Here is a 13829-nt window from a genome sequence, read left to right as displayed (position 1 = left end):
CGGCACATATTTAGTATATTAGATAACTATAGAGTCTGAGTGAGCTAATTTGCTCATTAGGAAGATAATAACTGATGGATGCCAAAATTCACTCTGTCTAGAGGAAGTTCCCCAGACTAAAGCAATATTTGTAGACTTGTTCTGACAAGCCAAGCAGATACGACAAATGAGCGACAATAAACTTGCATCCCGTCTTTATCCCACCCGCATTGATATTCCTGCTGAAGTGCGATCGCAAATTGTGGTACTTCTCAACCAAACTTTAGCAGCTAGCTTAGATTTAAAAACTCAAGCCAAACAAGCCCATTGGAACGTAAAAGGGACTGACTTTTATCAGCTGCACGAGTTATTTGATGAAATTGCTGGCGAACTCGAAGAATATATCGATATGTTTGCAGAACGCATCACCGCTTTAGGTGGTTACGCCTTAGGAACAGCGCGCGCTGCGGCTAGCAACTCAATTCTCCCAGAATATCCCTTTGATATTTTAGATGGCAAAGACCACGTAACAGCTTTAGCAGATCGCTTTGCACCTTATGCGAAACATCTGCGCCAAGCGATCGCCAAAACCGATGATTTAGGTGACGCTGACACTGCTGACCTGTATACTGAAGTATCCCGCACCATTGATAAACGTCTCTGGTTCTTAGAAGCCCATCTGCAAGTAGCAGAAATCACCGGACAAAATGGCGCTGCTGGTGCTAAAGCCAATAAACAGCCCGCAACTGTCAAGTAATTATTTTGTTGACTGTTAACTGTGAACCGTCAACAGTCAACAGTCAACAGTCAACAATCATTCGGAAATATTTTTTTACTTGAAAATCCCTAAGGAAGAGTAGTAACTTTTTGGTAAGTACGCCACTTTTAAGTGCGTACTTTTCATTTTGTATTTATATACCTTACTATTTATATAGTTCACCAACAGGTTTCAAATTACCTAAATCTAGATTAAACAATTTGCCAAAGCAAGGGTATTGGCAATTTTATTTGTGCAAAATTTGTGATGATTAAGCCAAATAAATTGGATATTTAATTCCACCTCTCTTGCAGTCAAAGCCAGAGACAATCACTATTTAGCATTGAAGATACTAGATTTGTCGATTCAGGAAATCAACTAAAAACGAGGTAGATTTATGTCTCAAAATACCAAAACTCTTGTAGTTCATGATGGCAGATCTCGCGGTCATACTAAAATTAGTTGGCTCGATAGTTACCACACTTTCTCTTTCGGTAATTTTTACGATCCTAACTACATGGGTTTTCGCTCCCTGCGGGTAATCAACGATGATACAGTGATTCCTGGTGCTGGGTTTGGTACTCACGGACATCGTGATATGGAAATCCTCACTTATGTGTTATCTGGCGCTTTAGAACATAAAGATAGCCTGGGTACAGGTTCGGTAATTCGTCCCGGTGACGCACAGATCATGAGTGCTGGTACTGGTATTACCCACAGTGAATATAATCATTCGCAAACTGAGTCGGTACATTTTTTGCAAATCTGGATGCTACCCAATGAACTAGGGTTAAAACCCAGATATGAGCAAAAAAACTTTCCTACTGAAGAAAAGCGGGGACAACTACGCTTAATTGCGGCTAAAGATGCCCGTGATGGTGCGGTGAAAGTTTACCAAGACTTGGATTTATACGCATCAGTTCTGGAAAAAGGTGATGTTGTAACTTTTGAAGTGCAACGCGATCGCTATGCTTGGTTACATGTAGCTCAAGGTGTAGCCACTGTTAACGGTAAAGAACTCAAAGCAGGTGATGGCGTACAAGTCAGTGGTGAAGAAACACTAGAAATCAGCACTAACGCTAGTGGCGAAATCTTGCTGTTTGATTTGGGATAATGTCAATTTTGGCATTTTAAATGCTTTTTAGAGCATAAAATCTAATTGCTTAACATAGCTCTGTGAACTGTCACAGAGCTATTTTTTATTTAACATTGCACCTTGGGTAAAATTACAAATTTTAAATTTATCGGCAATAATGTTTGCATTAAAATTAAGTTGCTTAAAGATATAAGGCTTTTATTCAAGAAAATTAGAGAAAGCTAAATTTAATTACTTTATCTATCTAGGGTAAGAGGTCATTCCTTAACAAATTTTAGAAATTATAAATGTAGGCTAAATTATTTATCATAAAAATGAATTATTTTCAAGAGAAACATAAATTTTTACAAACCGAGCAACTAGTCTGGCATACAGAACTCGTTAAATCGGGCGTAGACTATCATCAAGCGGCTAAAGTCGCGCAAATTTTAGCTGAGAAAAAGCCAGATGAACTGTTAACTGAGGAAGAAATTAAGCTGACAACAGAAGTGTGTGCAGCTTGGTTAAGACAGCACAATCGTTTAGCCTCCATTTCCAGTGCGCTGGAGTGATTTTCTCTAGTCAAAAAAACTTGATTGATTAAACTGAGCCGATAATTTTGATAACAGTCTGTAAAAATAGCCCAAACATGGAATATATCACTAAATATAGATAAATTATTGAATTTATAATTAGTTATTTAAATCAGACTGCATTAAGCTAAAAATATGTGTCTGATATCACACATTTTTATTTTTAGATGAGTAAAATTTAGCGCCTCTGTAACTTATTTTTTATTAACATCTTCACGGAACTTACCGATCGCCAGGCTAATACCTGAGCCGAATTGCATTTCTTCATATATGTTATTAGATATACATATTATGTAAATAAATTTCTTTGGTTATTTCTGCTTAAAACCCTGAATATTCAGGGCTTTTTCAATTTAAAAATAAAAGTAATAAATGTAAAAAATAAAAGTATTACAGTAGATTAACGGCAGTAGAAATTACATTTTTTACCACCAATAACTCAAAAGCGATCGCCTGTTAGCTAAATTTTTCCACTCAGCAGCATTACCATAATATATAAACTGGATTTGATCGCTCACCTTTCGGTAGATTACCGTAAGTTATAAAAGCAGTATATTTAAGGTGGGGTACTATATAACTTTTCCAAAAAACTCATGCTAAATCAGTAGATTAATTGAGATTGAATTTCATTGTTCTAACTCATTTGTAGTTAAATTTCTCATAGGTTGCCTGAATACCATGACATCCCCTGAACATCAAACTGATTTTGAAGAACATCTTCCAGAATCATCGTTTGAGCCACCCCCACAACAACGGCGGTGGCTTCGGCTATTGTTAGCTGCACTATTATTGCTAGGTGGTGGTACGGCTTTAGTTTGGCGTTTAGTAGCTCCTCAACAGCAAGCATCTGTACCCGCTAATGCTCCCATTGGGGTAAGAGTTAAGTTAGCAGCAGTAGAAGCAGGCACAATTGAGGAAAGTTCTGATTTTATTGCTAACCTAGAATCTCGGCGTTCGGTAAGGCTACAACCGAGAATTGAAGGACAAGTAACGCAAATATTTGTGCGATCGGGAGACAATGTTTCTGAAGGAACGCCAATTATTCAAGTAGATCCCAGACAGCAACAAGCTACTGTTAGCGGGTTAAATGCTGGAGCAGAAGCCGCTAAAGCACAACTGCAAAATGCTTTAGCAACGCTGAAATCTCTACAAGCCGATCGCTTATCCAATGTTGCTGATGTGCAATTGAACCAGCAAGATTACGATCGCTATACGAGTCTCGCCACTCAAGGTGCAGTCTCGCGGCAAACTAAAGATCAGTATGCTAACCGATTAGCGATCGCTAAATCTCAACTCGCTGCTATAGATTCCCGCATTCAAGCACAGCAAGCAACCATATCTCAAGCCGAAAAAGCCTTACAGCAAGCTCAAGCCAATACCAAGCAACAAGTAGTTGAGCTTCAATACTACAAAATTGCCGCACCTTTTGCTGGTACAGTTGGCGACATTCCCGTAAAAGTAGGTGATTTCGTTAATACTTCTACACAACTAGCTACCATCACTCAAAACCAACCTTTAGAAGTTAACATCTCTGTACCTCTAGAACAGGGAACCCGACTGCGTAAAGGCTTACCAGTGGAAGTGATGGATGCTCAAGGGCAACTTTTAGGCACAAGTAGAGTATTCTTTATTTCTCCTAGTGTTGGTAATAATACTCAATCAATCCAAATCAAAACATTATTAAGTAACCCTCAAGGTAAACTCCGTGCAGACCAATTAGTGCGAGCTAGAGTGATTTGGAATCGTAAACCGGGAGTATTAATTCCGACAACCGCCATATCGCGGGTAGCTGGGGAAACATTTGCCTATGTAGCCCAAACAGAAAATTCTCCACAAGGTACACCGCAATTAGTAGCGCGACAAAAACGGGTGAAATTAGGCAATATCCAAGGTAATAATTACCAAGTTCTCGAAGGATTGCAGCCAGAAGAAAAAATCATCGTCTCCGGGTTGTTAAATCTGCGAGATGGCGTGCCAGTAACTCCGGAGTAGAGAGGAGGGGCTAGAGGCATGGGACAAGGAGGACAAGGAGGACAAGGGGGACAAAAAGCAGAGGAAGCAGAGGAAGCAAGGGTGCAGAGGAGGAAAATTATCGAAATACTCTCCCTCTGCTCCTCTGCATCTCTTCCCCCTCTGCTCACCACTTGCCCAATGCCCCATGCCCAATGCCCCATGCCCCATGCCCAATGCCCCATGCCCCATGCCCATACCCATAACTTAAGCAATCATTTACATGTTTGTTGACTTTTTTATCAGGCGACCAGTATTTACCAGCGTCTGCGCCATTATCATCCTGTTGGTGGGAGCCATCAGCATTCCCACGCTGCCCACAGCCCAATACCCAGAAATTAGCCCGACGCAAATTACTGTCACGGCGAATTATGTTGGCGCTAGTGCTGAAGTTGTCGAAAATACCGTCACGACTGTATTAGAACGTCAAATCAACGGTGTTGAGGGCTTGAAGTATATGACCTCAAGCAGTAGCAACAATGGCACTAGTACAATTACAGTCACATTTGACCCAGCACGTAACAAAGATATTGCCGCAGTTGATGTGCAAAATCGGGTTTCTCTGGCTGAACCTCTGTTACCAGAAGCGGTGCAGCAAACTGGCGTCACGGTGAGTAAACAATCAAATAATATTCTGTTGGCGATCGGGTTTTACTCCGATAACAAAGAATACGACAACGTTTTTTTAAGTAATTACACTGACCTTTACATCATAGATGCCCTCAAAAGAATTAAAGGTGTAGGTGAGGCGCAAATTTTTGGCGAACGTCGCTATGCAATGCGGTTGTGGCTCGATCCGAACCGTCTTGCTAGTCGCAACCTCACCGCCCAAGATGTAATTGACGCACTCAACGAACAAAATTTGCAGGTGGGTGCGGGGCAAATTGGGCAACAGCCAACTTTACCTGACCAAATGTATCAAATAGACTTGCAAGCTGTCGGCAGATTAACGGAAGCAAGCGAATTTGCCGATATAACCATCAAGACTGGTACAGATGGTACGCTGGTCAAACTTAAAGATGTAGGTAGGGCGGAACTGGGGGCAGAAAACTATAACTCCTTTCTGCGATTTCGCGGGAATGAAGGTATCGGTGTGGGGATATTTGGGACTCCTGGAAGTAATGCGCTGGAAGTTGCACAGGCGGTGAAAGCCGAAATGGTACGCTTGGCGCAAAGCTTCCCGCCAGGGATGAAATATCAAATCGCCTTTGATACGACATTGTTTGTCGAAGCCTCTTTAGCGGAAGTAGTGAAGACTCTGATAGAAGCGATCGCACTTGTCGTCTTGGTAATTTTCCTCTTCTTGCAAGATTGGCGCACTACCTTAATTCCGGTCATTGTCATACCTCTAACCTTGGTGGGTACATTCGCCTTTATCAAGGTTTTTGGCTTCTCCATCAATACCTTAACGATGTTTGGTCTCACCCTCGCTACGGGGTTGGTGGTAGATGACGCCATTATTGTGGTAGAAAATATCTCGCGCTTAATTGAGGATGAAGGCTTACCGCCGCGTCAGGCTGCGTCCGAATCGATGCGTGAGTTATTCGGCGCTGTAATTGCCACATCGCTGGTATTGATGGCTGTATTTATCCCCGTTGCCTTTTTCCCTGGCTCAACAGGACAAATATATAAACAATTCGCCCTTACCATCGCCTTTTCGATGGTGATTTCCACCTTTTTAGCGCTAACACTCACACCCTCCCTTTCCGCCTTGCTGCTACGTCGCGGACAACGACCGCGCGGGTGGTTGGGGCGGGTTTTTGGCTGGATTAACCGCTTTATTGATTGGACGCGCCGCAGTTATGAGCGATCGCTCCATCGTCTGAATCGGCTAAAAGCGATCGTTGTTCTGTTATTTGTCTTGTCCTTAGGTGTGACAGCTTGGCTGTACACCCGCGTACCCACAGCCTTTATCCCTGATGACGATCAAGGCTATTTCATCACCATTATTCAAGGGCCAGAAGGGGTTTCCCTTAACTACACCAGCAAAGTCATGGCTCAGGTAGAAACAGAAATTCTGAAAATACCAGAAGTTACAGGTACTTTTGCGATCGGTGGTTTTGGTTTTAGTGGGAACTCAGCTAATAGCGGCGCAATTTTCACCACCCTCAAACCTTGGCAAGAACGCCACGAACCAGGACAATCAGCACAAGCCATCATTGGTAAATTAGCCGGAATCGTCTCCGCCATTCCCGAAGCCAGAATTTTTCCTGTAAATCCCCCATCAATTCAAGGTTTAGGTAGTTTTGGCGGTTTTCAATTTCAGCTCCAAGACAGAGCCGGTAACAGTGGTTTAAACAATCTTTTGCAAGTCATGGGTCAATTACTCGAGCGCGGTAATCAAACACCAGGACTACAAGCCGTATTTAGCACATTTAACGCCAATACGCCGCAAATGCTCATTGAAGTAGACCGTAACAAAGCCAAAGCTCTGCAAGTTAACGTAGACGATATCTTTAATACCTTGCAAAGTTATTTAGGCTCGCGCTATGTCAACGACTTTAACTTACTCCAACGGACTTATCGCGTATATGTGCAAGCAGACGCGCAATTTCGCTCGAATCCTGAAGATATTGGTAAGTTATACGTCCGTTCTGAGAATAATCAAATGATTGCTCTCAGTAATTTAGTCAAAGTTAGATCAACCATTGGCGCACAAACCATCAATCACTTTAACTTGTTTCGTTCCATTGAAATTAACGGTGGCGCTGCACCTGGTTACAGTTCGGGACAAGCAACTCAAGCAATGGAGCAATTAGCCAAGCAAGTTCTCCCGGCGACAATGGGCTATGAATGGTCGGGAATCACCGCCGAAGAACAACAATCTGGTGGTTTAGCACCCTTGATTTTTATCTTGGGACTTGTCTTTGTGTTTTTGGTACTGGCTGCTCAGTATGAGAATTACGTTGACCCCTTGATTATTATGCTGTCAGTACCCTTGGCTATTTTGGGTGCATTGTTAGCGCAATCAATGCGGGGTTTACCAAACGATGTATTTTGTCAAGTCGGGTTAGTCATGTTGATTGGTTTGGCGAGTAAAAACGCCATTTTGATTGTAGAGTTTGCTAACCAACTGCGAGAGGAAGGTATACCACTAGCAAAAGCCGCTATCCAAGCATCTCAAGAACGGTTACGACCGATTTTGATGACATCTCTATCTTTTATTTTGGGTATTTGGCCGTTAGTCAATCCCGAAGGAGCCGGTGCAGCTAGTAGAAGGTCTTTAGGTACAGCAGTGGCTGGTGGAACGATCGTTTCAACTTTATTGAGCTTGTTTGTCGTACCCATCTTATATATTGTAATTGGCAAAATTCGCGATCGCTTTCGTCGTCATCCCCAGCAACCACAATTACCAGAACCTACCCATGATGGCAAAGTTCACCACTCAACGCACCACTAAATTTAACCTTGCTAAATTACCGTAGCTAAATTAGCAGTGTTATCGTAGCCAGGGCTTGAGTCCTGGCTATGAAATAAAATATTCCGTCAATCGCGGAATTGACCGATTTGAAAATGAAGAATAGTTAGTACCTAACATTTTCACTAGGAAAATTTACTCAATAGGCAACTAGCGATGAATATTTCACTAGTCCTATAAGATAAAAATAACTAATTACTCATACCCAATGCCCAATGCCCCATGCCCAATCTCATAAATCAAAGATATAATTTGGAAGCTGAAAAATCTTTCAGTTTTATAATGCTCTTAGACCGCTAATATAATGGGTGAGCAAATATGGGCTAGAAAATGTTGTATAAAACGTTTCTAGTTTTATATAAACATGCGCATTCATTTTCTTTTGGCTGCTGTTTTCACTCAGTAAATATCATTTTCCCAACATCCCCAAATTATGGATTTGTCAAACTTTACTACTCTTCAAAACTTAGAAGCTGCTTTCGGTGGCGAATCAATGGCGAACAGAAAGTATCTGTTTTTTGCTGAAGTAGCAAATAAGCTTGGGTTTAAAGACTTAGCAAAACTGTTTAAAGAAACAGCAGAACAAGAAACTGCTCATGCTTTCGCACATTTTGTTTTGCTGCATCCAGAACTTGTAGTTAAAGATCCAGATGCTTTAACAGACGAACAAAAGCGAGCTATTGTTTCTCGTTGCTTATCTTTAGCAATTGAAGGTGAAACTTACGAATACACTACCATGTATCCAGAGTTTGCCGCCGCAGCCGAACGCGATCGCGACAATCCAGCCGCAGAAGAATTTACTAAACAAGCGCAAGAATCTAGCGAACATGCTAATACATTCCGCGAAGCAGCACATCGCTTTGGATTGTTAAAATTCATCGAAAATTATCACGCCGATCGCTACGCTGAAGCTTTAGAAGTTTTAAATGGCGGACAAGCTGCTACTAGAGTAGCTGGAGAAGATCCAAAAACCCGTAAATGGATTTGCAGACAATGCAGCATGATTTACGATCCTGTAACTGGCGATCCTGATTCTGGTATTGCTCCTGGTACAGCATTTGAAGACATTCCTGATGACTGGCATTGTCCTATTTGTGGCGCTAGCAAGAAAACCTTTAAACCACTTGAAGAAAAAGTTGCTGCATAAAATTTAACATAGCATTTATCCATTGAATGCGACACTTTGTAGGGGCACAACAAATAAAGTTGTGCCCTTATTATTTATTACCAATTCTCCCAAACTCAGCAATAGATGCAACCTTAAAAATCCTGGTTAAATCTGGCTTTCTTAATTCTGAATTTGGCGGAAAATTGAGCTAGTGCGTTTGACGGTTTCCCCATGTTCTTGCAAACTTTCTCAGACGAATTTTGAATTGATATCGGACTCAGATTTGAGTGATCAAAAAACTCAGCAAACTTTTATTCCTTCTTACCTGTTCCCTGTTCCCTGTTCCCTTCCTACACAAATGATTTCACCGAATCAAAGCTGATTACTATATAAATCCTCATTATCAGGGCAATTACCATGAATTCTGAAGATGAAATCAGGCAATTAGAAACTCAAAAACCTGTTTATTTAGAAATAAATTTTCAAATAGTTTGCACCATTAGTTTAATTGCAGTACTGGGAGTAAGTAGTGTCACTCCAGCTTTTCCCAGTTTAGCCAAAGCCTTAAATATTCAACCGCAAAATTTAGGTTTATTAGTCACAGCATTTACATTACCTACTCTAGTTTTAGGGCCAGTTATTGGTGTACTTGCTGATAGAATTGGCAGAAAAAAAATTATTGTCCCAGCCTTGATTTTATTTGGTATCGCAGGTACAGCTTGCGGTTTAGTGCGTGACTTTAATTTATTGCTATTTTTGCGATTACTACAAGGAATTGGTGCTGCGCCATTGCTGTCTTTGAGTACCACCTTAATCGGTGATTTATACACAGGGGCAAGACGCATGACGGCAATGGGTTACAATGCTAGTGTGAGCAGTATAGGTACAGCTAGTTATCCCACCATTGGCGGAGCATTAGCAACATTAGGTTGGTTTTATCCGTTTTTGTTGCCAATTGTAGCCATTCCTATTGGATTAATCGTATTTTTGGGACTAAAGAATCCAGAACCAAAAGGCGATCGCAATCTCCAAGAATATTTAACAAATGCTGCTAAAATTCTCAAAAATCGCCGATTATTTGGATTATTTATTGCTAGTGCAGCAAACTTCGTTCTGCTTTACGGAGCCTACGTTACTTACTTCCCCCAATTAATTAACGATACTTTTAAAGCTCCAGCATCTGTAATTGGCATTTTACTTTCTAGTGTTTCTGTCGCTATTATCATCTCATCTTCTCAATTAGGCAGATTAGCGAGAATATATCCCGCAACAAATTTAATTCAAATATCGTTTATTTTATATGCCCTAGCTCTTGCTATTGTTCCCTTCATGCCCAGTATTTGGTTTTTATTAATTCCCACCACAATTTTTGGTATCGGTTTAGGGCTAGGTTTTCCCAGTATCCAAACACTATTAGCAGATTTAGCACCAAAAGAATATCTTGCGACAATACTATCAGTAAATGGTACATTTTTTGGCTTAGGGCAAACCTTAGGGCCTGTTTTAATGGGTATCGCTTTTAGTATTGGTGGGATAAATAGCGTATTTTATACAGGCGTTGGATTTGCAATTTTGATATTTTTTGTCTTTAGATATTTGACCTGTACTAGAGGCTAAAAGATATTGGTCAATAGTCAATAGTCAATAGTCAATAGTCATTTGTCCTTCTTGTCCCCCTTCCCTTGTCCTCCTTGTCCCCCTTGTCCTCCTTGTCCCCCTTCCCTTGTCCCCCTTGTCCTCCTTGTCCCCCTTGTCCCCCTTCCCTTGTCTACCCTAGCCCCTAACGCCCACTCCGCTTATGATGGTGTGAGTTTTTGGGCACTTGATGTGACAGACAATCACCACCAGCAACAAAAGATAATTACTGTATTCGCGATCGCTTTTTCTGTAACAGCTTGTAGTTTAACTGCGGGTATTACCCCACAATTAAAAACTCACCAGCTACCAACTAAAGTTAATTCCGTTCCCGTTTCTCAAGAAAACTTAACTAGTCAAATTAATAGCCAATCCCAAGCACCAAATAAAGTAAAAAACCTAAATTTTACAGTTTCGCCAACCTTTCAGGGAAAAACTGTTTATCATGTCCAACCTCAAAATAACGAGAAAGTTATTGCTTTGAGCATTGATGATGGCCCCTGGCCTAAGACCACAATCCAAATGCTAGATATTCTCAAACAAAATGATGTGAAAGCTACATTTTTTTGGGTAGGACAAGCCGTACAAGCTAATCCCAAAATTGCTAAACGAGTGGTAGCTGAAGGACACGCTATTGGTAATCATACTTGGCATCATTGGTATCGCCGTATGGATTTAGCCACAGCGAAAAGTGAAATTGAACGCACTAACGAATTGATATATAAAACTACAGGAGTAAAAACAAGTTTGTTTCGTCCTCCTGGAGGTGTTTTAAATAATGGATTAGCAGCTTATGCCAAAAGCCAAAATTATGCAGTAATTATGTGGTCGCAAACTTCTGCTGATACCGATCCGCGTGCTAAATCTCAAGTATTCGTCAAGAATGTCTTAAGAGATGCCAAACCAGGATCTATAGTATTGATGCACGATGGTGGAGGCGATCGCACAAGAACTGTGCAAGCCTTACCAGAAATCATTACCAGACTCAAACAGCAAGGCTATAGATTTGTCACAGTTCCCGAACTCTTAAAAATTCAACAGTCAACAGTCAATAGTCAATAGTCAACTGTCAACTGTCAACCGTCAACCGTTAACCGTCAACCGTCAACAGTCAACCATCCCTCATTCACTCATTGCTGAGGCGCAAGCTTGCGCTTCTTGCCAAATTTTCTGCAAGAAGAACTCGGTGCGATCGCTCATGGTGGTGACGAATACGCCTACAGCCTCCTCCGCACCATTGGATAGCCAAGAACCCTGTAAGGTAACTTCTAAATATTCGCTATCACAGGTAGACAGTGCCATAATCTCACTGTCATTGCGTTTTACCTCAGATTTGAGCCTTTCTACTCCTGGTAAATCAACAGGAAGCAAAAAGGAAGCTGTACTGGGTTCAACACAAAGAGATTGACCGACTCGTAAGGCTAAAATCACTCGCTGTGCTACCCATTCTTCCAGCGAGAGACTCAAGCACTCTAAATAAAAGCTCCTTTCGGTGTAAGTTAATTTCAGCATTCCTTCTGCTCTCCTGTTATTCCAGGTTTGCTTGCAAATTGATCCAGAACTGTTTGTAGACAAAAATCGTTGGCGGGAAAATCGGCTGGAGTTGGCTACGCAGTCGCATACCAGCCTCTGTGATCCGGCGATTTCTGTTGCGGTAGTTATTCCCTATATAAGAAGCACCAGGCGATCGCAAACTTACATGCTCTAGTGTTAGATTTTGGTTACTATCGCCATATTGGCAACTGTTATTGTCTGGCCGCAACATTTCTCGCCTATTGGCAGAAACTTTACCCTTACGTCCACCAGCTGCAATTTTTAAACCAATGTGTTTTAGCGCGTCTAATATCAATCCGCCTGCTACCGCCAAATTGAATTGTTTTGATGGCTTGATATTGACCGGAAACAGTGGTAAGTAATTTTCACGAATTACCACTACATATTGCTCTAACACTTGCATTGCGATCGTCACAGCTTGACTCCTTATGAAAAAACCCCCGCTTCTTGTTTCTCTGAAGCGGGGGTAGGAAATTGACCTTAAAGTTTTCTGGTCTATATCGGTACAGTATGACTCTTGCGCCTGTACCTCCCGCTTGTTATGTCTAGTTGTGGTTTTGCACTCAGCCCATCAATGCTGATATCTCTCAAATCATAATTACCGTCTGTGAATTGCTCATACTTGTAGCCACCATTACCCATAAAAAAATACTCCACTCCCAACAGTGCTGATTCCCGACTGGATCGGCAATTGGTAGCACCTAAAGAAGTAGAGATGGGGAAAATGGATTTCACAGAAAATTTCACCTATTGAACATTCCTTTAAACATACTACACTTGTATTACTATCCTGTCCATACCTTTAAGGAGAAAAAGTCATGCATACAATCGCTCGCACCCCAACCACCGATATGGAAGTTACCAGCATCCGTCTAGAACGCGAACTCAAAGAGAAACTTAAAGATATTGCTGGAAATCAGGGATATCAAGCCTTAATTCGAGATATTCTCTGGAATTATGTGCAGCAAAAATCCGGTGAGTGGAAACCGCGATTTTCCCGTACTGATATCCGAGCGAGCATAGCAGCCACGGCGCAACAAGAAGAACGTTGTGTACTCACAGGTCAAGTTATTCAACCACAACAGCCGATGCTTTTAGGACTAACAAGAAATGGCGATATGGTTCCTCTAAGCATCGACAGTTTGGCTGGCTAGTTTTTCTACATCTGAATGCAGCCTAGTTATTACTGATTCGGAAAACTAAGCTGCATTCAGCATTGAATTTTATCTAAACTATAAATAAATCTTATATCAAACTTGTGAGACATCTATAAGTAATGAGGAAATTTATCGAGGGCGATCGCGATCGTTCAGCGATGTGAAAAAAATCATTATTTTACCCCCAGGGGGTTTGACATCACTTGACATCTCGAAATCATCAGCATATTAAGTAAATGATTATTCAGCATAGGAGTACAGCAACAATACCCATCTATACTTGGCTTTTAAAATCCAGTAGGTATCTACATTGTTTGTCAAGCTCTGCCTAAATCGGATTTTAACGTCAAACAGACCCATAGAAGGGTAGTTTACTGAGAACAGGAATTGTGAAAAAAATATAATGATTCCCCAGCTATTTCTCCGTGTTAACACGGGGGACAATGCCTGACTTGTGGCTTCAATTCCAGAGAAATTACGGTTTATGTATAGTTACAGACAGGATATTCTATGTCCAAGTTAGTAAATTAACCGAACCTGAGC

General features: G+C 41.3%; 13 protein-coding genes. 10 read left to right on the top strand and 3 right to left on the bottom strand.

The genetic code is table 11. The annotated features are described in order from the left end of the window. Positions 1 to 166 precede the first annotated feature (166 nt). The 9 genes from dps to AACW45_RS33590 all read left to right on the top strand — a co-directional run bounded on the left by dps (position 167) and on the right by AACW45_RS33590 (position 11637). Positions 167 to 736, top strand: a complete 570-nt coding sequence (gene dps, locus AACW45_RS33630; RefSeq protein ID WP_190630113.1) for a DNA starvation/stationary phase protection protein Dps — start codon at positions 167 to 169, stop codon at positions 734 to 736. A 397-nt stretch (positions 737 to 1133) separates the two neighbouring features. Next, complete coding sequence (locus AACW45_RS33625) at positions 1134 to 1850, top strand: pirin family protein (protein ID WP_190630112.1); 717 nt, start codon at positions 1134 to 1136, stop codon at positions 1848 to 1850. Positions 1851 to 2146: 296 nt separating this feature from the next. Continuing rightward, positions 2147 to 2383, top strand: coding sequence for a hypothetical protein (locus AACW45_RS33620; RefSeq protein ID WP_190630110.1), 237 nt, complete (start codon positions 2147 to 2149; stop codon positions 2381 to 2383). A 699-nt stretch (positions 2384 to 3082) separates the two neighbouring features. Then, the gene (locus AACW45_RS33615) at positions 3083 to 4396 is read left to right on the top strand and encodes an efflux RND transporter periplasmic adaptor subunit (RefSeq protein WP_190630108.1); all 1314 of its coding nucleotides are present in this window, start codon (positions 3083 to 3085) and stop codon (positions 4394 to 4396) included. 18 nt (positions 4397 to 4414) lie between these two features. Next, on the top strand, positions 4415 to 4648 hold the full coding sequence (locus tag AACW45_RS33610) for a hypothetical protein (protein WP_190630106.1): 234 nt from the start codon (positions 4415 to 4417) through the stop codon (positions 4646 to 4648). Continuing rightward, the gene (locus AACW45_RS33605) at positions 4638 to 7814 is read left to right on the top strand and encodes an efflux RND transporter permease subunit (RefSeq protein WP_190630105.1); all 3177 of its coding nucleotides are present in this window, start codon (positions 4638 to 4640) and stop codon (positions 7812 to 7814) included. Before AACW45_RS33610 ends, AACW45_RS33605 begins: the two co-directional genes overlap by 11 nt. A 451-nt stretch (positions 7815 to 8265) precedes the next feature. Further along, positions 8266 to 8979, top strand: coding sequence for a rubredoxin (gene rd, locus AACW45_RS33600; RefSeq protein WP_096645496.1), 714 nt, complete (start codon positions 8266 to 8268; stop codon positions 8977 to 8979). 378 nt (positions 8980 to 9357) lie between these two features. After that, positions 9358 to 10557, top strand: coding sequence for an MFS transporter (locus AACW45_RS33595; protein WP_190630103.1), 1200 nt, complete (start codon positions 9358 to 9360; stop codon positions 10555 to 10557). 189 nt (positions 10558 to 10746) lie between these two features. Beyond that, positions 10747 to 11637 (top strand): polysaccharide deacetylase family protein, encoded by an 891-nt coding sequence (locus AACW45_RS33590; RefSeq protein ID WP_190630364.1) that lies wholly within the window; start codon positions 10747 to 10749, stop codon positions 11635 to 11637. Between the two features lie 60 nt (positions 11638 to 11697). Here the strand turns inward: AACW45_RS33590 and AACW45_RS33585 are convergent, their stop codons facing one another. The 3 genes from AACW45_RS33585 to AACW45_RS33575 form a co-directional block, all read right to left on the bottom strand. After that, positions 11698 to 12087 carry an alr0857 family protein gene (locus AACW45_RS33585; RefSeq protein ID WP_190630102.1) on the bottom strand — a complete coding sequence of 130 codons (390 nt, stop codon included), beginning with the start codon at positions 12085 to 12087 and terminating at the stop codon, positions 11698 to 11700. A gap of 16 nt (positions 12088 to 12103) precedes the next feature. After that, on the bottom strand, positions 12104 to 12544 hold the full coding sequence (locus AACW45_RS33580) for an HNH endonuclease (protein ID WP_190630098.1): 441 nt from the start codon (positions 12542 to 12544) through the stop codon (positions 12104 to 12106). A gap of 80 nt (positions 12545 to 12624) precedes the next feature. After that, a complete protein-coding gene (locus tag AACW45_RS33575; protein WP_199331016.1) occupies positions 12625 to 12864 on the bottom strand; it encodes a hypothetical protein in 240 nt (79 codons plus the stop codon). Between the two features lie 83 nt (positions 12865 to 12947). Between AACW45_RS33575 and AACW45_RS33570 the strand changes: the two genes are divergently transcribed. After that, complete coding sequence (locus AACW45_RS33570) at positions 12948 to 13283, top strand: hypothetical protein (RefSeq protein ID WP_096606695.1); 336 nt, start codon at positions 12948 to 12950, stop codon at positions 13281 to 13283. The last annotated feature ends 546 nt before the right edge of the window (positions 13284 to 13829 follow it).

This window comes from Calothrix sp. FACHB-168, assembly GCF_963889195.1.
In the GTDB taxonomy this organism is placed as follows: Bacteria; Cyanobacteriota; Cyanobacteriia; order Cyanobacteriales; family Nostocaceae; genus Aulosira; species Aulosira anomala_A.
Note: the sequence above shows the minus strand (reverse complement) of the source record. Positions and strands in the feature narration are given on the sequence as shown.

Coding starts and splice junctions, on each gene's coding strand:
- AACW45_RS33615 (WP_190630108.1), top strand. CDS start 3,083: ATGACATCCCCTGAACATCAAACTGATTTTGAAGAACATCTTCCAGAA.
- AACW45_RS33625 (WP_190630112.1), top strand. CDS start 1,134: ATGTCTCAAAATACCAAAACTCTTGTAGTTCATGATGGCAGATCTCGC.
- AACW45_RS33605 (WP_190630105.1), top strand. CDS start 4,638: ATGTTTGTTGACTTTTTTATCAGGCGACCAGTATTTACCAGCGTCTGC.
- AACW45_RS33570 (WP_096606695.1), top strand. CDS start 12,948: ATGCATACAATCGCTCGCACCCCAACCACCGATATGGAAGTTACCAGC.
- AACW45_RS33585 (WP_190630102.1), bottom strand. CDS start 12,087: ATGCTGAAATTAACTTACACCGAAAGGAGCTTTTATTTAGAGTGCTTG.
- AACW45_RS33595 (WP_190630103.1), top strand. CDS start 9,358: ATGAATTCTGAAGATGAAATCAGGCAATTAGAAACTCAAAAACCTGTT.
- dps (WP_190630113.1), top strand. CDS start 167: ATGAGCGACAATAAACTTGCATCCCGTCTTTATCCCACCCGCATTGAT.
- rd (WP_096645496.1), top strand. CDS start 8,266: ATGGATTTGTCAAACTTTACTACTCTTCAAAACTTAGAAGCTGCTTTC.
- AACW45_RS33620 (WP_190630110.1), top strand. CDS start 2,147: ATGAATTATTTTCAAGAGAAACATAAATTTTTACAAACCGAGCAACTA.
- AACW45_RS33610 (WP_190630106.1), top strand. CDS start 4,415: ATGGGACAAGGAGGACAAGGAGGACAAGGGGGACAAAAAGCAGAGGAA.